This is a genomic window from Campylobacter sp. BCW_4319 (assembly GCF_001764435.1).
GTDB classification, from domain to species: Bacteria; Campylobacterota; Campylobacteria; order Campylobacterales; family Campylobacteraceae; genus Campylobacter_D; species Campylobacter_D jejuni.
This window is the reverse complement of record NZ_MKAQ01000008.1, coordinates 207,099-230,894: the sequence shown is the minus strand read 5'-3', so window position 1 is coordinate 230,894 and position 23,796 is coordinate 207,099. Positions and strand designations below refer to the sequence as shown.

The window sequence follows — 23,796 nt, the reverse complement described above, 5'->3', positions numbered from 1 at the left end:
GTTTTAGCAAGAAGTTTTTCTTGCTAAGGGTGAATTTATAGAATTTAAAATAAATTCCATAAATTCATCACTATCATTAGGGCAACTTATCAAATCATAATCACATTTTGCTAAATGTTTATACTCCATACCTAGTTCAAAAATCGTTTCAGAACAATCAATGCAAAAAGAAATAGGATAAATCAAAGCTTTATCGTTTAAATTTGCCAAAACATCGCTTGTATTTGGTTCAAGCCATTTTACAGGGCCTAGTTTAGACTGATAAGCTAAAATAAATTCATCAAAATGATCTTTTAGTTTTTCTTTTAAAATTTCTACATGATCATTTACATGCTTTTCATATAAATCACCTTTGTCAATAATGCTTTGTGGCAAAGAATGCGCTGAAAAAATCAAAATTTTGGCATCAAATTTACTTTTTTTATCCAAAATGTGCGAAACTATCATCTCATTATAAAGCTCATTTTTGTAAAAAATATCTATAGTTTTTACTTTTGCTTGAATTTTTTGCTTTGAAATTTCATTTTGCAGAACTTCTAAAGATGAAGTTACTGTGGTGCAAGAATGGTGCGGATAAAGTGGAAAAAGAATGATTTCATCACTTTCATTTAAAGTGTATTTTTGCAAAATTTCTGTGGCAAAAGGAGGCACATAAAGATTTACAAAATCAAATTTAAATTCATCTTGTTTTAAATTAAGCTTGTTACACAAGCTTTGAGTAAGTTCGTTTAAAGGGGATTTTCCACCCATTTTTTTATAGTTTTCTTGCATGGCTTTAACGCGAGCCTTTGTTATGATCCATGCTACAAATTTTCTTAAAAATCGATTTTTGATTCCTAAAATATAAGGATCATTAAACATATTTTTTAAAAAAACTTCACAATCTTGTAAATTCGTAGCTCCGCCCATATTTAAAAATAAAACTAATTTCACGCAAACCTTTCTAAAATTTCTTGAACTTTGTAAGCATCGCTCGTGCTGGCTAAATGATTGGGTTGATTATCGATAAGTTTTAACAAAGCTTCGTGTTCTGAAAAAAGTGGACTTTGTTGAGTAAGTTCTATAAAATTTCCATCTTTTAATAAAGAAAAGTCATTTAAATTGGCTTCATAAAAATGATTTTTAGTAATAAGATGAATTTTTCTTAGTTTTTGCGTGCTATTCCAACTTTGATGTATGCTAGCAATACATTTTTCAAGCTCACATAGAATAATGCTTTCACTTTCTCTTGTTTGATCTTGGGTGTATTTTTTAAGCAAATTGGTTTTTGTTATTTCTTGTTTGCTTAAAAAACAAAGCAAATCAAGATCATGCACAGCCAAATCTTGCAAAATCCCTACATCGCTGATTCTTTGCGGGTAGAGTGAAAATCTTTGTATGTTAATGCTGATAATTTCTTCATTTTCAAGCTCTTTTTTTAGGGCTAAAACCGCAGGATTAAATCTTTCACAAAAACCTACGCCTACTTTTACGCTGTATTCTTTAGCTAAATTTGAAATTTCGTCTATTTCTTTTAAATTTAGAGCTAAAGGCTTTTCGATTAAAACGCATTTGCATTGTTTAAAAACTTTTTTTGCTATTGCTAAATGTGAATTTGTAGGTGTTGCTATGATGATAATATCATTATTTCGATTTAAAAATTTATCCAAATCATCATAAAAAATATCATCAAAAATATTTAGATTTGGATTTTTGCAAAGATCAAAAAGTGCATTAAGTTTAAAATGAGAATTTTTACTAAGTTCATTTAAGTGGTTTTGCCCCATTTTTCCAAGGCCTATGATACCTATTTTCATGGAATTAATCTTTAAAAATACAAATAACTTGCTCTTGTTCTTCTTCACTTAAAAAAGGTGAAAAAGGCAAAGATAAGATGTGTTCGCTTGCATATTCTGAATTTTTAAGTTCTAAATTTGAAAACTCACTAAAGCAAGGTTGTTTATGCAAAGGGGTTGGATAGTGTATAGCATAAGGTATATTAGCTTTTTCAAATTTTTGCAATACGCTAGCTCTATCTTCAACTAAAACGCTGTATTGTGCATAAGCGCTAAAAGCATTTGGATCAATTTGTGGAATTTGGCAGTTTTTTAAATTTGCATTATAAGTTTGTGCTAATTTTTGTCTTTTGTCTAATTCTTTTTCTAGGTATTTTAACTTAACATTTAAAATCGCTGCTTGTAAGGTGTCAAGGCGTCCATTTATACCTATAAATTCATGTTTATAACGCTGAGTTTGTCCGTGATTGAGTAAAATTCTTATTTTTTTAGCAATTTCATCATCATGGCAAAAAATAGCCCCACCATCGCCATAAGCTCCCAAAGGTTTTGAAGGAAAAAAGCTCGTACATGAAATTTTAGCTATGGAGCAGGATTTTTCTCCTTTGAAACTTGCACCAAAACTTTGTGCACCATCTTCGATCAAAGTGATATTTTTATTTTTTAAAATTTCTTCTAAAGCCCTTAAATCACTCATTTGTCCAAACATGCTTACTGCTATAACGGCTTTGGTTTTTGGGGTTATTGCTTTTTGCACTGCTTCAAAATCAAGATTGTAATTTGATAAATTTATATCTACAAAAACAGGTTTTGCACCTACTAAGGCCACAACTTCAGCTGTTGCTATGAAAGTAAAACTAGGCACTATAACTTCATCATCTTTGCCAATATCTAAGGCTCTTAAGGCAAGATATAAAGCACTGGTTCCACTTGAACAACCTATAGCGTGTTTAACACCTAAAAAATGAGCTAAATTTTGCTCAAATTCGTTAAGCTTTGCACCGCCTATAAAAGAAGAGCTTGATAAAACGCTTTCAATTTCAGCATTGATTTCATCTTTGTATGCGAGATATTGGGCTTGAAGATTGATAAAATTCATAAAAAACCTTAGAGAAATAAAATTAAATAAAAATGTTTATTGTATTTTAGTTTTACTTAATTTAAAGTAATTTTGGTATGATATGTTTTTATAAAAATTTCTTTAGGAAAATTCATGGATATTAGAAAAGCTTATTTGGATTTTTTTGCATCAAAAGGACATGAGATAACCCCGTCAAGTCCTTTAGTTCCTGATGATGCAACTTTACTTTTTGCTAATGCGGGTATGGTGCCTTTTAAAAGCATATTTACAGGAGAAATTCCACGCCCAAACCCTCCACGCAAAACAAGCTGTCAAACTTGTATAAGAGCGGGTGGAAAGCACAATGACTTAGATAATGTAGGATATACCGCACGCCATCATACTTTTTTTGAAATGCTTGGGAATTTTAGTTTTGGAGATTATTTTAAAGAACAAGCCATAGCTTATGCTTGGGAATTTGTAACTGAAGTTTTAAAACTACCTAAAGACAGACTTTATGTAACCGTGCATGAAAACGATGATGAAGCTTTTAATCTATGGCAAAAACACATTCAAAAAGAAAGAATTTACAAATTTGGCGATAAAGATAATTTCTGGCAAATGGGCGATACTGGTCCTTGTGGTCCTTGTAGTGAGATTTTTTATGACCAAGGAGAAGAGCATTTTAACTCAAGCGAAGATTATATGGGTGGAGATGGAGATAGATTTTTAGAAATCTGGAATCTTGTTTTTATGCAATACGAAAGAAGTGCTGATGGAGTGCTTAGCCCACTACCAAAGCCAAGCATTGATACGGGAATGGGACTTGAAAGGGTAACAGCGATTAAAGAAGGTAAATTCAGCAATTTTGATAGCTCGCTTTTTATGCCAATCATCAATGAAATTTCAAAACTTTGTAATAAAACTTATATTTATGAAAGCGGAGCAAGTTTTAGAGTCATAGCTGATCATATAAGATCAAGTGTATTTTTGCTTGCACAAGGGGTAAGTTTTGATAAAGAAGGTAGAGGTTATGTTTTGCGTCGTATTTTGCGTCGTGCTTTAAGACATGGATATTTGCTAGGTTTTAAACAAGCTTTTATGTATAAACTAGTTGATATTGTATGCGATTTAATGGGTGGACATTATACCTATCTTAATGAGAAAAAAGACTTTATAAAAGAACAAATTCGCCTTGAAGAAGAAAGATTTTTAAGCACTATAGAAAATGGGATTGAAATTTTTAATGAAGAGCTTAAAAACACTAAAGAAATTTTTAGCGGAGAAGTAGCCTTTAAGCTTTATGATACTTATGGTTTTCCGCTTGATTTAACGGCTGATATGCTAAGAGAAAAAAATCTTAAAGTTGATGAAGAAAAATTTGAACTTTTAATGAATGAGCAAAAAGCACGCGCTAAGGCTTCTTGGAAAGGAAGTGGAGATAAAACTGCAAGCGGAGATTTTAAAAACTTGCTTGAAAAATTTGGAGAAAATCATTTCGTAGGTTATGAAAAAGCAGAATGCGAAAGTAAAATTTTAGCCCTTTTAGATGAAGATTTTAAAGAAGTTTCCACCCTTAAAGATGCGGGTTGGGTGATGCTTGAAAACACACCTTTTTATGCAACAAGTGGGGGGCAAAGTGCTGATAGTGGATTTATAGCTAAGCGTGAAGTTTTAGATACGCAAAAGTTTTTTAATCTCAATCTTAGCTTTGTAAAAGCAGGCGAAGAACTAAAAGTTGGCGATATAGTTCATGCAAGAATCGATACAGAAAAAAGAGAGCAAATCGCACGCCACCACTCAGCCACTCATCTTTTACACCATGCTTTAAGAGAAATTTTAGGTTCTCATGTAAGTCAAGCAGGATCTTTGGTTGAAAGCAATAAACTAAGATTTGATTTTACTCATCATAAAGCTTTAAACAAAGAAGAGCTAGAAAGCATTGAAAAAAGAGTCAATGAAATGATTATAAACTCAAGCGAAGCTATCTTAGAAAATATGCCTTTAGAAGAAGCTAAAAAAAGCGGTGCTATAGCATTGTTTAATGAAAAATACCAAGGCAATGTGCGTGTTTTAACTCTAGGTGAAAGCAAAGAACTTTGTGGGGGAACCCATGTTAAAAATACTGCTCAAATAGGAAGTTTTTACATAGTTAAAGAAAGTGGTGTGAGTGCTGGAGTTAGACGTATTGAAGCTGTGGTTTCTAAAGCGGCTTTAGAATTTGTAAAAAATCAACTTGAAGAACTTTCTAAAGTAAAAGATGAGCTTAAAAATAATGATATTTTAAACGGGGTTAAAAAGCTTAAAAATGAAATTTTAAGTTTAAAAAATGAGCTTAAAAATTCAAGTAAAACCGAGCTTGATTCTAAAAATATCCAAGGTGTTGAAATTTGCGTAAAACGTATAGATAATGGCGATATTAAAGCTATGATTGATGATTTTAAAAATAAATTTGCTAAAGCGGTGATTTTACTTATTCAAGTAAAAGATGAAAAAATCACTTTAGCAGCTGGTGTTAAAGATGCACCTTTAAAAGCAGGAGCTTTGGTTAAAGAAGCGGCGCAAATTTTAGGTGGAAATGGTGGCGGAAGAGATGATTTTGCTACTGCAGGTGGAAAAGATTTAAGCAAAATCAATGAAGCTTTAAAACAAAGCTTAGAAACGATAGAAAAAGCACTTTAATGTTAATTCTTGCTTCAAGTTCCATTTCAAGAGCTAACTTGCTTAAAACCGCAAAGATTGATTTTAGGCAAGTTAGTTTTGATTATGATGAAAATTTAAATAAAAATATTTCACCTTTTTTATATGTTCAAAAAATAGTTCTTGAAAAAGAAAGACAATTTTTAAGTACTTTAGGCAAAGATTTTCAAAACCAAAATTTGCTTTTTGCAGATAGTATAGTTTGTATAGATGAAAAAATTCTTACCAAAGCAAAGGATAAAAAAGAAGCTTATGAAATGCTTGCCTTGCAAAATGGCAAGTATGCAAGTATTTTATCGGCTTTTTTGCTTGTAAAACCTGAAAAAAGAGTTTTTTCTCTTTCAAAAACTACGCTTTATTTTAAAAATTTTGATGAAAATGCTTTAAGAGATTATGTAGAAAATGATCTTTATAAAGGCAAGGCGGGTTGTATTATGTGTGAGGGTTTTCATCAAAATTTCATCACCCAACAAGTAGGAAATCTAAGCACTGCTTTAGGGCTTGATATCCAAACTTTAAAGGCTTATTTATGAAAATATTAAAATATATTTTTTCATTTTTTACTCTTTTGTTTATAGCTGGATTTATTTATGTGGCTTATCTTTTCACAAGTGCTGATACTGAGGGTTATACTTTTAAAGAATACAAACCTCCTCTTACAACACAAATTTACGATAGAAATGGCAAGCTTGTGGCTAATATTTTTGAACAACATCGTTTTTACGCTCCTTATGAAGAGCTTCCTCCACGCCTTATAGAAGCTTTGGTTGCTATAGAAGATACAAGCTTTTTTGAACATAATGGAGTTAATATCGATGCCATTTTTAGAGCTGCTGTAAAAATCATAAAAAGCGGTGGAAAAACCATGGAAGGAGCTTCCACTCTTACTCAGCAATTTATTAAAAACACGGAATTAACCCCTGAAAGAACTATTACGCGTAAAATTCGCGAAGCTTTGCTTGCTTATAAAATGGAAACCATTTTAACTAAAGAGCAAATTTTAGAAAGGTATTTAAATTTTATTTTTTTTGGACATGGGTATTATGGAGTAAAAACCGCAGCTTTGGGGTATTTTCATAAAAATTTAAATGAATTAAGCCTTAAAGAGATTGCTATGTTAGTAGGTATGCCAAAAGCACCTAGTAGTTATGATCCTACAAAGCATTTAGATCTTTCCATTTCAAGAGCAAATAATGTTATTTCAAGAATGTATAATCTAGGTTGGATTTCAAAAGCAGATTATGATACAGCCATTAAAGAAATTCCGCAAGTTTATGATGATACGCTTACTCAAAATGCTGCTCCTTATGTCGTAGATGAAGTGATTAAACAATTAAGCCCTAATATCAAAGACTTAAAAACAGGTGGATATAAAATCATTTTAAATATAGACTTAGATGTTCAAAATATGGCACAGAATGCTTTAAAATTTGGTTATGATGAGATAGTAAAACGCGATAAAGATGCAAATTTAAGCACTTTAAACGGAGCTATGGTCGTGGTAAATCATCAAAGTGGTGATGTTTTAGCTTTGGTAGGTGGAGTTGATTATGAAAAAAGTAATTATAACCGCGCTACTCAAAGTATGCGTCAACCTGGAAGCTCTTTTAAACCTTTTGTGTATCAAGTGGCGATTAATTTAGGATATTCGCCTATGAGTGAAATTGCTGATATTTCTAGAATTTTTGAAGGTGGAGCGGGTAATAATGAGGATTGGAAACCTAAAAATGAAGGGGGTAAATTTTTAGGTTTAATTACCTTAAAAGAAGCTTTAACAAGATCAAGAAATTTAGCTACCATTAATCTCGCACTTGATATGGGGCTTGATGTTCTTTACTCTAAACTAATGGAATTTGGATTTAAAGATATACCACCTAATTTATCAATCGTATTGGGAAGTTTTGGTATTTCTCCTTTGGAGTATTCGAAATTTTATACCATGTTTGGGAACTATGGTACGATTAAAGATCCTCAAATTATCAGACAAGTTCAGGATAAAACCGGTAAAACCATCATGGAATTTAACTCAAATGAGCGTAAAGTCAGCGATGAAGCGCAAAGTTTTCTGGTTTTAGATATGATGAGAAATGTTGTTGAAAAAGGCACAGGGCGTAATGCAAGAGTAAAAGATATAGAAATAGCAGGAAAAACAGGAACAACGAATAAAAGTGTTGATGCTTGGTTTTGTGGACTTACGCCTGAAATAGAAGCAATCATTTGGTATGGAAATGATAACAACAAGCCTATGCGTTATACAGAAGGTGGGGCTAGAACAGCTGCTCCTGTGTTTAGAGAATTTTTAACTCAATATATAGAAAAATTCCCTGATACAACTAGAAAATTTAGCATTCCTAATGGAGTTTATCGTGGAAATTATAAAGGAGAAAGTGCTTATTATACCACCAAATCACCATTACCAAAAGCAAATATGAAATTTAATGAAAGCGAGATTATATTTTGAAAGTAGAAAGATCTACTTTCAAAATGATTAAGCTTTTTTGATGATTATTTCATCATCTTTTGCATCAATGATAATGCTATCATTTTCATGAAGTTCATCAGCAAGTATCATATCGCTTAATTTATCTTCTATAAGATCATAAATAGCTCTTCTTAAAGGTCTAGCACCAAAATCAGGGTCAAAACCATCTTTAGCGATTAAAAGGGCTGCATTTTCGCTTAAACTTGCTTTTATTCCCTTGTTTTCTAAGCTCATTTGTAAATCTTTAAATAAAAGCTTGACTATTTCATAAGCTTCATCTTTTCCAAGTGGATTAAAGGTGATAATATCATCTAAACGGTTTAAAAACTCAGGTTTAAAGAAATTTTTTAACTCATTTTTTACCGCATCTTCTTGTTCTTTTCCGCTTAAATTCATAATGGCGCTTGAGGCGATATTAGAAGTTAAAATGATAATGGTATTTTTAAAATCCACTGTTACACCTTTGCTATCGGTTGCTCTACCATCATCTAAAATCCCTAAAAGCACATTAAATACATCTTTATGTGCTTTTTCAACTTCATCAAACAAAAGCACGCTATAAGGTTTTCTTCGTACGGCTTCAGTAAGCTCTCCACCTTCTTCATGTCCTATATATCCCGGAGGCGCACCTAAGAGTCTTGAAACACTATGTTTTTCCATAAATTCACTCATATCAAAGCGAATCATTGCTTTTTCATCATCAAATAAAAATTTTGCCAAAGCTTTAGCCGATTGTGTTTTTCCTACCCCTGTTGGCCCTAAAAATAAAAAGCTTCCTATAGGTTTATTGTCCGCATTAAGCCCTGCTTTGTTACGTTTAATGGCTCTAGCTAAAGCACTTAAGGCCTTATCTTGTCCTATGACACTTTCTTTTAAATGTTTTTCCACTTCTAAGAATTTTTGTTTTTCAGAAGTTAACATTTTTTGCACGCTAATACCCGTCCATTTGCTTAAAATTCCAGCAACCAAATCCTCATCCACTTGATTTTTAAGTAAAACTCCATTTTCACTCATTTTTTTCCATTTATCTTCTAAAATTTCTACTTCTTTTTCAAGACTTGGAATTTTTCCATACTCTAGCTCGGCTGCTTTTTGAAATTCACCTCTAGCTTTAGCCAAAGAAGCTTCATTTTTAAGCAGATCAATTTCTTTTTTCTTAGCACTTATGCCATCAAAAACACTTTTTTCATTTTCAAACTGTGAATTTAGGGCATTTTGTTTTTCTTTTAAATTAGCTAGTTCTTTTGCGATTTCATCGAGTCTTTTTTGATTTTTTTCATCATTTTCCATTTTTAAAGCTTCATTTTCAACTTCTAAAGTTTCTATATCTTTGCGTACTTTTCTTAAAGAACTTGGTTCGCTTTCAATTTGCATTTTCAGTTCAGCTGCAGCTTCATCGATTAAATCAATGGCCTTATCAGGTAAAAAACGATCTGTTATATAACGCTTTGAAAGTTTAGCTGCGGCTACTAAAGCACTATCATTTATGGTTACATTATGATGAATTTCAAGCTTTTCTTTTATACCCCTTAACATAGCCAAAGCCTCATTAACACTTGGCTCACCTACATTTACAGGTTGAAAACGGCGTTGCAAGGCTGCATCTTTTTCAAAATATTTACGATATTCTTTTAAAGTAGTTGCGCCTATGGTATGGAGTTCACCTCTTGCAAGAGCAGGTTTTAAAATATTTGCCGCATCCATGCTGCCTTCAGTCGCTCCAGCTCCTACTATAGTGTGAATTTCATCGATAAAAAGAATGATATTTTCACTTTTTATCACTTCATTAACCACAGCTTTTAATCTATCTTCAAATTCTCCTCTGTATTTTGCACCTGCAATTAAAGCACTCATATCAAGAGCGATGACTTTTTTATTTTGCAAAGATTTTGGAACATCTTTTTTAATAATTCTTTGTGCTAAAGCTTCTACTATAGCTGTTTTTCCTACGCCTGGTTCACCTAAAAGTATAGGGTTGTTTTTGGTTTTGCGTATTAAAATTTGCATCAAACGTTCGATTTCTTCTTCTCTGCCTATAACAGGATCAAGTTTACCCTCGCTTGCCTTTAAGGTTAAATCTATACCAAATTTATTTAAGCTATCTAAAGTTTCATCGCTTGTTTTGCTATCCATTTTTCGTCCCGCTCTTAGACTTTCAAGCTCTTTTTGAAATTCTCTTAAATCTAAAAATTGCGCCAAAATTTCTTTAATAGGACTTTTTTGACTTTCACTTATAAGCCAAGTATCCACACTTAAATAACTATCTCCATTAGCACTCATTAATCCTTTAGCATTTTCTAATGAATTTATAAGTTCATTGGAAAAGCGTATATTTTCACGGTTTACATTTGAACTCGTTGCAAGTTTTGAAATTCTGCTTTTAATTTCAAGTTCTAAGGCTTCTTTAGAAATATTTAATTTATTTAAAATTTGATTTAAAATACTTGTACTATCTACGCTTAAAGCCCATAAAAGGTGCAAAGGTACGACTTCAGTATTTTTAGAATGTATAGCTAAAGATGCTGCACTTTCAAGGTTTGAAAGCATATTATCAGTTAAAAAATCTTGTATATTTGCCATGTTTTATCCTTTATTTAGTTTATATACTTGACATTATATAACTTTAGTCATATAATGTCAAGTTAATTGAGTAAAATTTTTTAAATAATAGGACAAATGACTAATTTTAGATTATTTCATAAACATATCTATAGCCTTGTTTAATTCTTCTATACTTTGAATATCATTTTCTTCTATAGCATGTACCATACAATGAGCTAAATGTTCTTTTAAAACTACTTTTGCAGTATTGTTAACTTCGGCTTTTACGGCAGCAAGCTGGATTAAAATTTCACTACAGTCTTTGTCATTTTCAACCATTCTTTTAATAGCGCTTAAATGTCCTATGGTTCTACTTAGACGATTGCAAACTGCTTTAAGATGTTTTTGAGAATGTGTATGAGTATGTTTTTCTTGGCACATTGTATTAACTTTCTTTTTGAAATTTTTAGTCTATTTTAACATATTTTTAAGAATTTAAATTTATTTACGAATTTTTAAGCAATTTTTATTAAAATTTACTCTTTAAACTAAAACTCAATGATGGAGCTTATTTTGAAAACAAAACGATTTTTTGCGGGTCTTGCAGGCTTTGCCACTACTTTCATTTTATGTCTATTTTTAACAAGTCATTTACAAGCTAAAGTTGATCAAAAAGAAGAGCAGGTTCAAAAACGCCTAGAAGCTTTAGATAAGCTTACAAAAACTCTTGCTATAATAGAGCAATACTATGTGGATGATCAAAATATCAGCGATTTGGTGGATAAATCTTTATCAGGGCTTTTAAGCAATCTTGATGCGCATTCTTCTTTTTTAAATGAAAAAGATTTTAATGATATGAAAATTCAAACCAATGGCGAATTTGGTGGCCTTGGTATAACCGTAGGTATGAAAGATGGCGCTTTAACAGTTGTTTCTCCTATAGAAGGAACACCAGCAGATAAAGCAGGGATAAAATCAGGAGATATTATTTTAAAAATTAATGATGAGGCCACTTTGGGAATTAATCTCAATGATGCTGTAGATAAAATGCGTGGTAAGCCAAAAACTCAAATCACTTTAACCATCTTTAGAAAAGGTGCAACAAAACCTTTTGATGTTACACTTACAAGAGAAATTATTAAGATAGAAAGTGTTTATGCAAAAATGATAGAAAATGAAAACATTCTTTATCTTAGAGTTACAAATTTTGATAAAAATGTTGTAGATGTGGCAAGTAAAGAACTTAAAAAATATCCTAATGTTAGAGGGGTTATTTTAGATCTTAGAAATAATCCTGGTGGACTTTTAAATCAAGCTATAGGACTTGTAAATTTATTTGTAGATAAAGGTGTTATTGTTTCTCAAAAAGGGCGCATCACAAGTGAAAATCAAGAATATAAAGCCGATCCTAAAAACAAAATTTCTGATGTTTCTTTGGCTGTGCTTGTAAATGGTGGAAGTGCTAGTGCAAGTGAAATCGTAAGTGGAGCTTTACAAGATCTTAAACGCGGTGTTATTGTGGGTGAGAATACTTTTGGAAAAGGTAGTGTTCAACAAATCATACCTATTAATAAAACTGAAGCTTTAAGGCTTACTATCGCAAGATATTATCTTCCAAGCGGACGTACTATTCAAGCAGTGGGTGTAAAACCTGATATTGAAGTTTTTCCAGGTAAAGTAAATACTCAAGAAGATGGTTTTTCTATAAAAGAAAGCGACTTAAAACAACATTTAGAAAGTGAGCTTGAAAAAATAGATAAAAATAAAAAAGAAGATAAACAAGAAAATAAAGACAATAAAAATCTAATCAGTCAAAAACAAATCAATGATGACGCACAGTTAAAATCGGCTATTGATACTATTAAAATTTTAAATATCAAACAAGGACAATAAAATGACAAAAAAAGAAATGCTCTACGAAGGAAAAGGTAAAAAACTTTTCAAAACTGATGATGAAAATTTACTAATTAGTGAGTTTAAAGATGATTTAACTGCTTTTAATGCAGAAAAAAGAGGCAATGAAAGTGGAAAAGGCGCATTAAACTGTAAAATCAGTACTGAAATTTTTCATTTGCTCGAAAAAAATGGGATTAAAACTCATTTGGTAGAAACTATAAGCGATACAGAACAAGTGGTTAAAAAATGTAAAATTGTTCCTATTGAAGTTATAGTACGCAATGTTGCAACAGGTTCTCTTACAAAAAGACTGGGCATTAAAGATGGCACTGTGCTACCTTTTGCTTTGGTGGAATTTTGTCTTAAAGATGATGCCTTAGGCGATCCTTTTATCAATGATGAGCATTGTTTGATTTTAAATTTAGTGCAAAATGAAGCTCAAATTAGTGAAATTAAAAATATGGCTAGAAAGATTAACTCTATTTTAACTCCATTTTTTGATAATAAAAATTTAAGGCTGATTGACTTTAAAATCGAACTGGGTTTAACTAAAGATAATGAGCTTGTTTTAGCTGATGAAATAAGCCCTGATAGTTGTAGATTTTGGGATAAATTTAGCAATGAAAAATTAGATAAAGATAGATTTCGTCAAGATCTAGGTAATGTAAAAATGGCTTATGAAGAAGTTTTAAAAAGAATATTAAATTAAGGAAAAATATGGAAGTTATTGTAAATATTTCTTTAAAAAATGGGGTTTTAGATCCACAAGGTAAAGCGGTGGAAAAAGCTTTACATTCTTTAAATTTTAATAGTGTTAAAGAAGTAAAAATAGCAAAACAAATCAAAATTTCTCTTGATGAGAAAGATGAAAAATTAGCCAAAGAACAAGTAAAAAAAATGTGTGAAGAGTTGTTGGTAAATAGCGTCATTGAAGATTATGAGCTTGTAATTGAGAAAGAGTAAAATGAAAGTTGCTATTATTAGATTTCCGGGGACAAATTGTGAAATTGATACAGCTTATGCCTTTGAAAAACTTGGAGTAAAAACGCAGATTGTTTGGCATGAAGAAAAAGAATTTGATGCAGATTTAGTTGTTTTACCAGGAGGATTTTCTTATGGAGATTATCTAAGATGCGCAGCTATTGCAAAACTTGCTCCTGCTATGCAAGGTGTTTTTAATCATGCAAAAAAAGGAGGATATATCTTAGGTATTTGTAATGGTTTTCAAATTTTACTTGAAAGTGGTCTTTTAAAAGGTGCAATGAAGCATAACAACAATCTTAGCTTTATCTCAAAAAACCAAAGTTTAAGAGTGGTTTCTAATGATAATGCCTTTTTGAAAAATTTCAAAAAAGATGAAATTATTAGTTTACCAATTGCCCATGGAGAGGGAAATTATTACGCTGATGAGACTACTTTAAAAGAATTGCAAGATAAAGATCTTATTACTTTAAAATACGAGCCAAATCCAAATGGTTCTGTATTTGATATCGCAGGAATTTGTGATGAAAACAAAAAAATCTTTGGACTTATGCCACATCCTGAGCGTGCTTGTGAAAAAATTCTAGGCAATGATGTAGGTTTAAAAATGCTTAAAGGTTTTTTATTTTGAAAATTTTATTAACTTTAATTTTTAGTGTTGTTGTATTGTTTGGCAGAGGTGAAATTTCTGTATTTAGTGGCCAAGATGAAAATATGCAAAAAGAATTACAAAAATTACCCCAAGAAGAACAAAAAATTTATCAAAATATTCCGCCAAGTGATGAAAACAATGACTTTGAAAGCAATGTAGACGATCCTTTTGTAGCCAAAGGGAGTTTGGTTCTTACAAATGATGAATATCCAAGTAAGGTATATGTTGGAGAAGTTTTTCCTATTACGATCTATGCTCGCACTACGGAAAATACAAAATTTGATTTCAACATAAGCGTAGAAAAAACTAACTTATCTTTTTTGAATCCAGATGCAAAATGGGAATTTATCAACAATGAATATAAAACAACTTTATGGTTTGAAGCCAAAAATTCAAATGCTAGTTTGAGTAAAATTTCTATCAAACTTCTTAGAAATAATGAAGCTTTTCAAGAGGCTGATATCAATCTTAATCCTATCAAATTTGAAAATACTTTATTCAATAAAGATTTTTCACACCTTGTGGCAAGTTCTTTGGAAATTAAAAAAGTTAAAGCGAGTTATTTTGATGATGCTAATATCATTATGATGGTAGAACTAAACGCAACCAATACAAATCTTAAAAGCTTTTTTATAGAAGGAATTCAAAAGCAAGGTATTGAAAATTTAAAAGGGGATTTTAATGCTTCTAGCGCTTTTTATTATGCTATTTTGCCATTAAGTAAAACAAATTTTGAATTTTCGTATTTCAATAAGGACAGTAAAAAGCTTGAAAATATAAATTTAAAATTAAAAATTAGTGACGATGAGATTAGTACTCAGAGTGATTTAAATCCTGTAAATAAAGACTTAAATATTTATAAACAATATGCTTTGTGGTTTTTAGCGGTTTTATTTGGAGTTTTATTTGTATGGAGAAAAAATTACATTATTCTGGCTTTGGCAGTTGTTTGTTTTGCACTTAGTTTTCTTGTAGATACCAATACTCAAAATGCAATTATCAAGGCTGGTTCTAGGGCTAAAATTTTACCTACAGAGCCTTCAACTTATTTTTATACGGCAAATGCAGATGAAAAAGTAGAAGTTTTGGGCAAAAGACAAAATTATATTAAAGTATTGTTTTCTGATGGAAAAATAGGTTGGGTTAATAAAGATGATTTACAAAAAAATTAAAGCTCTTTATTTTTGGATTTTTTTTGTTTTAAGTGTTGCTTTGGTGATTTTTTGTTTTTGCTTTACAAAATCTCAAAACACACTTTGGAAAATTCGCAAAATTTGGGCTAAATTTCAAAGATATACTATCTCTTATAAACAAGAAATCATTGGTACTTTTAATCCACAAGCTCAGATGATTTTAATGAATCATCAAAGTGCTTTAGATATCATCGCTTTAGAAGAATTATATCCTAAAAATTTATGCTGGATTGCCAAAAAAGAATTAGGAGAAATTCCTATTTTCAAAGTTGCTATGAAAAAACCAAAACTTCTTTGTATAGATAGAAAAAATCCGCGTGATTTGGTGCGAGTTTTAAAAGAAGCAAAAGAAAGAATTAGTGAAGATAGGGTTTTAGCTATTTTTCCAGAAGGAACTAGATCTAAAAATGAAAAAATGCTTAAATTTCAAAGTGGAGCAAAAATTTTAAGTGAAAAATTAAATCTTAAAGTTCAACCCATTTTAATTGTGGATTCTGCAAAAATTTTAGACACAAAAAGTTTTAGTGCAAGCAGCGGAGTACTTAAAATCATTTGTATGGATTTAGTCGATACAAATGATGAAAAATGGCTTGAAAACACCAGAAAAAAAATGCAAGAATTACTCGATCAAGAAAGAGCTAAGCTTTGTTAAACACTCTTTTAGTAGTTGGTTTTGGGGGATTTATAGGAGCAATATTAAGAATGCTTTCTATAAATTTAGTGAATAAATTTTTTCCTTATTCTATCAGCTTTGGAACTCTTTTTGTAAATGTTTTGGGTTCTTTTATCATAGGACTTTTGTTTTCTTATGCACAAAATAAAGGTTTATCTCCTTTACTTAAAAGCTTTATAAGTACAGGTTTTTTAGGAGCTTTTACAACTTTTTCTACTTTTTCTTATCAAAATTTACTTCTTTTGCAAAGTGGAAATTATCTTCATTTTGCGTTAAATATTATCTTAAATGTCTTTCTTTGCTTATTTGCCGCATGGCTTGGCTTTTTAATTTTCAAATAAATCTTTAAATTTACTTTAGAATTTGTATTTTTTGCTAAAATACCACTTTAAAAAATTACAAAGGAATCAAAATGCAATTTCAAACTGAAGTTAATCAGCTTTTACAGCTTATGATACACTCTTTATATTCTAATAAAGAAATTTTTTTAAGAGAACTTATTTCAAACGCAAGCGATGCTTTAGACAAGCTTAATTTTTTAAGCGTAAGTGATGATAAATATAAAAGCTTAAAATTCGAACCTAAAATTGAAATCAAAATTGACAAAGATAAAAAAACTTTAAGTATTAGTGATAATGGCATAGGTATGGATAAAGATGATCTTATCAACAACCTTGGAACCATAGCAAAAAGCGGTACTAAAAGCTTTTTAGAAAATTTAAGCGGTGATGCTAAAAAAGATTCTCAACTCATAGGACAATTTGGAGTAGGTTTTTATTCTGCTTTTATGGTGGCTAGTAAAATCGAAGTTTTAAGTAAAAAAGCTTTAGATGATAAAGCTTATCTTTGGAGTTCTGATGCAAATGGTTATGAGATTGATGACGCAAACAAAGAAGAACAAGGAACAAGCATTACTTTATATTTAAAAGATGATGAGTTTGCTAATGCTTATAAAATCGAAAGCATTATAGAAAAATACTCTAATCACATTCAATTTCCAATTTTCATGGAAAAAGAAGAATTTACTCCTGCTAAAGAAGGCGAAGAAGAAGGGAAAACTGAACTTAAAATTTCTCAAATCAATAAAGCCAATGCTTTATGGAGAATGCAAAAATCAAGCCTTAAAGCAGAAGATTATGAAAGATTTTATGAGCAAAATTTTCATGATTCAAACAAACCTTTACTTTATCTTCACACTAAAAGTGAAGGAAAATTAGAATACAATTCTTTATTTTTCATACCACAAAATGCACCTTTTGATTTATTCCGTGTGGATTATCAAAGTGGCTTAAAACTTTATGTAAAACGCGTATTTATCAGCGATGACGATAAAGAACTTTTACCAACTTATTTGCGTTTTGTGCGGGGGATTATCGATGTAGAAGATTTACCACTTAATGTAAGCCGTGAAATTTTACAAGAAAATCAAATTTTAAAAGGTGTTAAAGAAGCTAGCGTTAAAAAGATTTTAGGTGAACTTGAAAAACTTAAAAACAATGATAAAGAAAAATACTTATCTTTCTTTAAAACCTTTGGCAAGGTATTAAAAGAAGGACTTTATGGTTTTGGCGGAGAAAAAGATAGTCTTTTAAAACTCATGCTTTATAAAAGCACTAAAGGTGAAAATTTACGCTCTTTAGAGGAGTATAAAAATGACCTTCAAGGCGAACAAAAGGAAATTTTTTATATAGCAGGAAATAATGAAAGTTTATTAAGAACCTCTCCTTTGCTTGAAGAGTATAAACAAAAAAATATAGAAGTTTTACTCATGGATGATGAGATTGATTCTTTGGTAACTCCTATGCTAGAATTTGAAGGTTTGAAATTTGTAGCTATCAATCAAGTAGAAGATAAAAATGAACTAAGTGATGAAGAAAAAAATACCTTTGCTCCACTTGTAGCTAAATTTAAAGAACTTCTAAAAGATCAAGTTGAAGATGTAAGACTAACCAGTCGTTTGAAAGATAGCCCAAGTTGTATAGTTTATGATAAAAATAAACCTGATTTTGCTATGCAACAACTCTTAAAACAAATGGGTCAAGAGCAAAATTTCAAACCTATTTTAGAAATCAATCCAAAACACGCTATTTTTACAGGTCTTAAAAACAACGAAAGCTTTAGTGCAGATATAGCAACCCTAGTTTTAAATATGGCAAAACTAAGCGAAGGTATGGGCGTGGACAATCCTGCTGAATTTAATGCAAGCCTTACAAAAATCATCAATAAGGCTTTTTCATGATAGAAAATATCCCTGCAAGTCTTTGGACAAAGCAAGATTTAAACGCATATCAAATCTTTGATGTGCGTACTCCTTTAGAATGGGAAGAAGGTGTTTTACCTAATGCACAATGTGTGGCTTTATATGATAATCAAGGGCTTTTAAATGCTAAATTTTTAGATGAATTTCAAAGCAAAAGAGATGAAAATAAAAAACTTGCTTTTATTTGTCGTAGTGGCCATAGAAGCATGGTTGCAGCTGAGTTTATAGCCGAAAAATTGGGACTTGAAAGCATCAATTTAGATGGCGGAATGCTAGCCCTTAAGGGTTATTAATGCTAGGAATTTATTTACTCATAGCAGCTTTGTCTTTTTTAGCTCTTTATTTTGCTGTTAAAAAGCTTACTTTAAATATAGATGAGCGAACCCTTTTAGAGCCTATTAAAATGGATATTTATCCGAAATTTTGTGATTTAATCGATGAAAAAATCAGAGAATTTAAAGAAAATGTCCAAAATGCTAATTTAGCATTAAAAATTTCTGATCAAAAAGATGAATTTTTAGAAAAACTTGGGGATTTAAGCAGGGAATTAACTTTCATACAAACCATGAATTTGAGCAATAAAAACGATAGTATCTGGCAAAATGAACTTTTTTCTTTTTTAAAGGAATTAGAAAATTTATTGCTTGAGTATCTAGAAAAAGGCGAAGAAGAAGCCGAAATTTTAAGAGAATTTCTGATGAATGAATTTGAAAAACTAAAAGGTTAGGCATTGCAAGAGGAAAGAAATTCTTTAAAATATTTTAAATTTATTTCATGGAGTATTTTTACTTTAGTTCTGATTTTTATTTTAATTCGTTATGACGAGCTTGCCAATCTTTTAGCAGGAGTGGCAATACTTCTTATTGGAATGACTAATTTAGGTATAGGTTTTAAAGCTTTTAGTGGTGGTTTGCTTGAAAAAATTTTAGCGAAGTCAACCGATACAAAGATAAAAAGTATACTTTTTGGTACTTTAAGTACTTTAATTATGCAATCTTCAACTTTAGTTTCTATTATTACGATTTCTTTTTTGAGCGCAGGGCTTATTTCTTTGGGTGCGGGCATAGGGATTATTTTTGGAGCAAATTTAGGAAATACGGCAAGTTCTTGGCTGATTGTTGGTTTGACAAATATTAAAATTTCAATGCTAGCTATCCCACTTTTGATTATTGGAGTATTATTTTTCTTTCAAAAAGATAGTGTTTTAAAAGGTTTAGGTAATATTTTTATTGGTATAGGATTTTTCTTTTTGGGTGTGGATTATATTAAAAGTGGTTTTGAAAATTTTAAACATATAATTGATCTTTCTCGTTTTGATTTTGCTGGGTTTAAAGGAGTTTTTGTTTTTTTAGGATTAGGTGCTTTGCTTACAGGAGTTATACAATCAAGCACAGCTACAATGGCTATTATTGTCGCTGCTTTACTTGCAGGACAAATCAGTTTGGAAAATTCCTTAGCAGCAACTTTAGGTACTAGTGTTGGAGGAGTTGTAACGGCTGTTTTAGCTTCTTTAAGTACCAATATTGAAGGAAAGAAATTAGCGTTTGCAAATTGTATTTTTAATTTTGGTATAGCTTTTTTAATAGTGCTTATTTTTCCTTATTTTATACATTTTCTTAATTTTTTATCCATTGTATTAAACATAGAAGATATAGCTTTGAAAGTAGCATTATTTCACACTTTGTTTAATTTAATTGGTGTTGTGCTTTTTTCATTCTTTACTCCTCAAATTGTTCTTTTTTTAAATAAGATAGTAAAAGCTCCTAAAGATAAGAATAAAGACAAGCCTTTATATCTTGATAGTAGTTTGGTTAAGTTTAGTGACACAGCCATCGAATCTTTAAGGAAAGAAAGCGAGCATCTTTATAACAATACCTATGCAATTGTTGCTCATGCTATAGGTTTTAGTCGTAAAGATATACAAAGTGATAAAAGTTTTAAAGAAATTTTAGAAAATAAAAAGTGGTTTAGTAAAAATGTGGATTTGGACTATTTGTATCAAACTAGGATAAAGGTTCTTTTTGAAGCTATTATCGATTTTTCAACTAAAGCACAAGTTTATATTAACGATGAAACAAAGAATCATAAAATTTTTACCTTTAAGATGGCAGCTAAAAATTTAGCCGAAACAACTAAAAATTTAAAAATTATCCAAGCAAATATTAAGAAATATTCTAGTTCTTCTAATGAATTTTTGGCTTTAGAGTATAATAAAATTAGATCGAATCTAGGAGAGCTTTTAAGAAGTATCGAAGAGCTTAGAGTTGTTGAAGATCGTGAAAAGCTTTATTTGATTATTAAAAATCTTCAAAAAGGAAAAGAAATTTTAAAAGAAATCGATACTTTAACCTTGAGCAATGTTGAACATCTTATTTCAGTAAGAAAAATCACAACAGCTGAAGGAATTTCAATACTTAATGATACAACTTTTGCTGCTAAGATTGCCGAAGAACTTATAGGTGCTGTTGAGGTGATATTTTCTAAAGATATATCAAACTAGTTGTTTGTGCTAGTTTGGTTATTGTCTTGTATAGGCGTTAGAAATTCTTCATTGATTAAAATATCAACAACATCTTTAAACATAGGCAAAGCACTTTGTGCAGCATAATAACTATAAGGTTTAGTAGGATGTCTTACGAGAACTCCTATGGTATAGGCGTGATTTAAATCATTTGCAAAACCAAAAAAGGAAGCATTGTAGCGATTTGAGGTGTAACCTTGTCTTTCGGCTATTCTTGCCGTTCCTGTTTTACCTCCTGCAATAATACCTTGTGTAATTGCCTTTTTTCCTGTTCCTTTTTCTATAACATTTATAAGAACATTTTGCATCGTTTTAGCGGCTTCGCTAGAAAGAATTTTTTCTTTTTTTACATCATCATCAAGATTTGTAAAGCGTCCATTTTGATAGAATTTTTCAGCTAAACGTGGTGTGATATAAAACCCATCATTGTTGAAAACATTATAAGCTGCAAGGAGTTGCATAAAGGTTGTTTTAAGTCCATAACCATAACTTAAAACAGATTTTTCTATATCTCTTAAGCGCTTAGGATTTGGAATTTCTCCTTTTTGTTCATAGGGTAGATCAATACCACTTTTTTCGCCAAATTTAAATATTTTAAGTCCTGATACGATTTCTATATTGTTAAGTCTTTTAGCAATTTGTATCATGCCTATATTTGAAGAATATCTTATAACTTCCTCCATAGTCATTTTGTCCATTTTGTGATCGTCTTTGATGGTGAAACGTCCTAGCTTGTAAGAACCGCCATAAGTATTAATCACTTCATCCATTTTTATTTTACCAAGTCTTAAGGCTGTTGTAAAGATAAAAGGTTTGATAACAGAACCTGCTTCATAGCCGTATTCTATAGCGCTTGCATTAAGAACTGATAGATCCTTTCCGCGATTTTGTGGGTCATAACGCCTTGAGCTTGCTAGAGCTAAAATTCTTCCTGTTTTGCTTTCCATTACCCCAACGATGATTTCATTGGCTTTTAAATCCTCATTTCTTTGATCTATAGCTTTCTCTATACTTTTTTGCAGTTTTAAAGAAAGATTTAAATATAAATCACAACCATTGATCTTTTTTTGTTGTAGTGAATTTAGATTTAAAATAATATTTCCACCTATATCTTTAAGTCCTTGAATTTTTTCATTTTGAACAGGACTTAGACATTCATCGTAGTATTTTTCTAAACCTTTAACTCCTATATTTTTTAAAATTCCACTTTCTGGATCTAATATCATTTTGGTATAACCGATAATAGGAGTAAAAGAATCTTTTGACATGTAAATTCTATCTTCTTCATGTTCGATGATATTTAATCCTCTTGTTTCAACTCTTCCAGAGTTGTTTGTAAAAGCTTTGAAAAAACCTTGTATATAAAGTTTTTTAGCAAGGTCTTTAAGATAGCTTGCTTGCTTGGAATCTAAGTTTTGCAAAAGAACAAAATTATAAGAGCGTTTTTTTTGATTTTGCATTCTTTTTTTAATATCTGCTACTTGATCGTTACTTATCCCACTATAAATTTGAAAAAGCTTTAAAAATAGATCAAATTTATCTTTGTTAATACTTCTAAGATCAATTTCAGCACGATAAATTTGTTTAGAACTTGTGATAGTAAAATTATCTTTAGTTATAATCGATCCTCTTAGAGCAAGAGCGTATTGATCTTTTTCAGTGTTAGGTATATGACGTTTTGATGTAAGAAAAAAAGTAGAGCTGATAAAAATAATCATAAACAAAAGTGCCATGCAGTAGGCAAAGGCAACTTTTGAAACCCTATTTTTTTTATATTCTTGCATTAGGGTTTAAATTTGAGTTCTTGTGATTTCTTTATAAGCACTGATCGCTTTATTTCTTACTTCTAGCATAAATTTCATACTGCTTTCAGCTTTAGTGATAGCTATAGCTGCTTGATGTAAATCTTTTACTTGTCCTGTGGCAATGTCTGTCATTGCAGCTTCTCCACTTTCTTGTGCTTTATTTAAATCATCGATTTCATTTTTAAGCATCTTGGCAAATTCATCACCAATTCCTGTGGAATTTTGACTTTTGTTGGTATTTGAAATATTATTATTTAATCTTAAATCATTAATATTGTTCATTTTTTATTATCCTCTTAATAAATCAATCGCACTTTGAGCTATAGTTTTTGCACTTGTAAAAGCGCTTACATTGGCTTGATAAGCTCTTGTAGCTTCAATCAAATCTGCCATTTCAATGACAGGGTTTACATTTGGATACGCTACATAACCTTCAGCATTTGCATCAGGATGGCTTGGATCATACTTCATACGAAAATCTTTGTCATCTCTGACCACTTTATCCACTACAACACTTTGAATAGGAGGTTTAGCTTCTTCTGGCGAACTTGGATCATTTAAAGGATTTTCATATTTTAAAAAATTATTATCTTTGTTAATTTGCTCATTTAAAAGCTTATCAAAATCTGTTGCTTTAAAGATCACTTCGCGTCTTCTATAAGGCCCACCTTCAGCTGTTCTTGTAGTATTTGCATTAGCTATATTAGAGCTAATAACATTCATTCTAAAACGTTGAGCACTTAAACCATAACCACTAATATCAAAATCACTTAAGTATGCCATAATTTACCTTTAACTTAATTTAGAGCTTGCATCAAGTATAGAACTAAAGATATTGCTTTGTCTTCTTAAAACTCCATCAAGAGCTGTTATCATAACTGTATTTTTACTCATTTCTGTGGTTTCTACATCTAGATCAACAGTATTTGCATCATTTCTTGCTAAATGACCATCTCTTAAGTAAATAGTAGATTTACTAGGATCAGGGAATTTCCAAGGTTTTTGATGCCCTTCTTCAGTTACGGCTAATTGCAATTCTTTATTATCATTTTTTTTGAAAATTTCATTTGCACGATTTACCAAAGCTGTTTCAAATTCAATATCTCTTGCTTTATAAAAAGGAGTATCAACATTTGCAAGATTGGCATTGATGAGTTGATTTCTTAGATTTCTACCCGCTAAAGCACCAGTGACCAGTTCTTTTGATTTAAATGGGTTAATCATTTTTTATCCTTTTTATAATTTTTAATATTAACA

Annotated in this window: 22 protein-coding genes and 1 pseudogene; 14 read left to right on the top strand and 9 right to left on the bottom strand. The window is 30.7% G+C overall.

Annotation, left to right across the window (positions count from 1 at the left end):
* Nucleotides 1-3 precede the first annotated feature (3 nt).
* The 3 genes from hemH to AJN56_RS02690 are packed head-to-tail and all read right to left on the bottom strand — an operon-like array spanning nt 4 to nt 2,874.
* The gene (gene hemH / locus AJN56_RS02700) at nt 4-933 is read right to left on the bottom strand and encodes a ferrochelatase (RefSeq protein WP_002869243.1); all 930 of its coding nucleotides are present in this window, start codon (nt 931-933) and stop codon (nt 4-6) included.
* A complete protein-coding gene (locus AJN56_RS02695; protein WP_002855142.1) occupies nt 930-1,796 on the bottom strand; it encodes a Gfo/Idh/MocA family protein in 867 nt (288 codons plus the stop codon). The genes hemH and AJN56_RS02695 overlap by 4 nt, the downstream gene beginning before the upstream one ends.
* 4 nt (nt 1,797-1,800) lie before the next feature.
* Nucleotides 1,801-2,874 carry a DegT/DnrJ/EryC1/StrS family aminotransferase gene (locus tag AJN56_RS02690; RefSeq protein ID WP_002854835.1) on the bottom strand — a complete coding sequence of 358 codons (1,074 nt, stop codon included), beginning with the start codon at nt 2,872-2,874 and terminating at the stop codon, nt 1,801-1,803.
* Between the two features lie 114 nt (nt 2,875-2,988).
* Here AJN56_RS02690 and alaS point away from each other — a divergent pair, with 114 nt between their 5' ends.
* From alaS to AJN56_RS02675, 3 genes are read left to right on the top strand one after another with little or no spacing between them, the layout of a single operon-like run.
* Nucleotides 2,989-5,517, top strand: coding sequence for an alanine--tRNA ligase (gene alaS / locus AJN56_RS02685; protein ID WP_002869244.1), 2,529 nt, complete (start codon nt 2,989-2,991; stop codon nt 5,515-5,517).
* Nucleotides 5,517-6,068 carry a septum formation inhibitor Maf gene (maf, locus tag AJN56_RS02680; protein WP_002855005.1) on the top strand — a complete coding sequence of 184 codons (552 nt, stop codon included), beginning with the start codon at nt 5,517-5,519 and terminating at the stop codon, nt 6,066-6,068. Before alaS ends, maf begins: the two co-directional genes overlap by 1 nt.
* Complete coding sequence (locus AJN56_RS02675) at nt 6,065-7,996, top strand: penicillin-binding protein 1A (protein WP_002867666.1); 1,932 nt, start codon at nt 6,065-6,067, stop codon at nt 7,994-7,996. The genes maf and AJN56_RS02675 overlap by 4 nt, the downstream gene beginning before the upstream one ends.
* Before the next feature lie 27 nt (nt 7,997-8,023).
* Here AJN56_RS02675 and AJN56_RS02670 read toward each other — a convergent pair whose 3' ends face one another.
* On the bottom strand, nt 8,024-10,597 hold the full coding sequence (locus AJN56_RS02670) for an ATP-dependent Clp protease ATP-binding subunit (RefSeq protein WP_009882250.1): 2,574 nt from the start codon (nt 10,595-10,597) through the stop codon (nt 8,024-8,026).
* Between the two features lie 111 nt (nt 10,598-10,708).
* A complete protein-coding gene (locus AJN56_RS02665; RefSeq protein WP_002859054.1) occupies nt 10,709-10,999 on the bottom strand; it encodes a metal-sensing transcriptional repressor in 291 nt (96 codons plus the stop codon).
* Between the two features lie 117 nt (nt 11,000-11,116).
* Between AJN56_RS02665 and AJN56_RS02660 the strand changes: the two genes are divergently transcribed.
* The 11 genes and pseudogenes from AJN56_RS02660 to AJN56_RS02610 all read left to right on the top strand — a co-directional run bounded on the left by AJN56_RS02660 (nt 11,117) and on the right by AJN56_RS02610 (nt 20,713).
* Nucleotides 11,117-12,451 (top strand): S41 family peptidase, encoded by a 1,335-nt coding sequence (locus AJN56_RS02660; protein WP_002869317.1) that lies wholly within the window; start codon nt 11,117-11,119, stop codon nt 12,449-12,451.
* Between the two features lies 1 nt (nt 12,452).
* Complete coding sequence (gene purC, locus AJN56_RS02655) at nt 12,453-13,163, top strand: phosphoribosylaminoimidazolesuccinocarboxamide synthase (protein ID WP_002854922.1); 711 nt, start codon at nt 12,453-12,455, stop codon at nt 13,161-13,163.
* An 8-nt stretch (nt 13,164-13,171) separates the two neighbouring features.
* A complete protein-coding gene (purS, locus tag AJN56_RS02650; protein ID WP_002857003.1) occupies nt 13,172-13,417 on the top strand; it encodes a phosphoribosylformylglycinamidine synthase subunit PurS in 246 nt (81 codons plus the stop codon).
* Between the two features lies 1 nt (nt 13,418).
* A pseudogene (gene purQ, locus AJN56_RS02645) lies at nt 13,419-14,091 on the top strand (phosphoribosylformylglycinamidine synthase I).
* The gene (locus AJN56_RS02640; RefSeq protein ID WP_002869315.1) at nt 14,063-15,259 is read left to right on the top strand and encodes an SH3 domain-containing protein; all 1,197 of its coding nucleotides are present in this window, start codon (nt 14,063-14,065) and stop codon (nt 15,257-15,259) included. Before purQ ends, AJN56_RS02640 begins: the two are co-directional and overlap by 29 nt.
* Complete coding sequence (locus tag AJN56_RS02635; protein ID WP_002858620.1) at nt 15,240-15,932, top strand: lysophospholipid acyltransferase family protein; 693 nt, start codon at nt 15,240-15,242, stop codon at nt 15,930-15,932. The genes AJN56_RS02640 and AJN56_RS02635 overlap by 20 nt, the downstream gene beginning before the upstream one ends.
* Nucleotides 15,926-16,294, top strand: coding sequence for a fluoride efflux transporter CrcB (gene crcB, locus AJN56_RS02630; RefSeq protein WP_002858490.1), 369 nt, complete (start codon nt 15,926-15,928; stop codon nt 16,292-16,294). The genes AJN56_RS02635 and crcB overlap by 7 nt, the downstream gene beginning before the upstream one ends.
* Nucleotides 16,295-16,365: 71 nt before the next feature.
* Nucleotides 16,366-18,192 carry a molecular chaperone HtpG gene (gene htpG / locus AJN56_RS02625; protein ID WP_002869314.1) on the top strand — a complete coding sequence of 609 codons (1,827 nt, stop codon included), beginning with the start codon at nt 16,366-16,368 and terminating at the stop codon, nt 18,190-18,192.
* Entirely contained in the window at nt 18,189-18,506 is a 318-nt protein-coding gene (locus AJN56_RS02620; RefSeq protein ID WP_002854907.1) for a rhodanese-like domain-containing protein, read from the top strand. The genes htpG and AJN56_RS02620 overlap by 4 nt, the downstream gene beginning before the upstream one ends.
* Nucleotides 18,506-18,940 (top strand): hypothetical protein, encoded by a 435-nt coding sequence (locus AJN56_RS02615; RefSeq protein WP_002856797.1) that lies wholly within the window; start codon nt 18,506-18,508, stop codon nt 18,938-18,940. Before AJN56_RS02620 ends, AJN56_RS02615 begins: the two co-directional genes overlap by 1 nt.
* Before the next feature lie 3 nt (nt 18,941-18,943).
* Complete coding sequence (locus tag AJN56_RS02610) at nt 18,944-20,713, top strand: Na/Pi cotransporter family protein (RefSeq protein ID WP_002869313.1); 1,770 nt, start codon at nt 18,944-18,946, stop codon at nt 20,711-20,713.
* On the opposite strand, the gene AJN56_RS02605 is transcribed toward AJN56_RS02610, so the two are convergent.
* Genes AJN56_RS02605 through flgB form a run of 4 tightly spaced genes read right to left on the bottom strand, consistent with a single transcriptional unit; the run spans nt 20,710 to nt 23,763 of the window.
* Nucleotides 20,710-22,518: a peptidoglycan D,D-transpeptidase FtsI family protein gene (locus AJN56_RS02605; protein ID WP_002856744.1), complete on the bottom strand. Its 1,809-nt coding sequence runs from the start codon at nt 22,516-22,518 to the stop codon at nt 20,710-20,712. The genes AJN56_RS02610 and AJN56_RS02605 overlap by 4 nt on opposite strands.
* 6 nt (nt 22,519-22,524) lie before the next feature.
* A complete protein-coding gene (fliE, locus tag AJN56_RS02600) occupies nt 22,525-22,821 on the bottom strand; it encodes a flagellar hook-basal body complex protein FliE (protein ID WP_002856884.1) in 297 nt (98 codons plus the stop codon).
* A 6-nt stretch (nt 22,822-22,827) separates the two neighbouring features.
* Nucleotides 22,828-23,322, bottom strand: a complete 495-nt coding sequence (flgC, locus tag AJN56_RS02595; protein WP_002856822.1) for a flagellar basal body rod protein FlgC — start codon at nt 23,320-23,322, stop codon at nt 22,828-22,830.
* Nucleotides 23,323-23,331: 9 nt separating this feature from the next.
* Entirely contained in the window at nt 23,332-23,763 is a 432-nt protein-coding gene (gene flgB, locus AJN56_RS02590; protein ID WP_002854879.1) for a flagellar basal body rod protein FlgB, read from the bottom strand.
* Nucleotides 23,764-23,796: the final 33 nt, after the last annotated feature.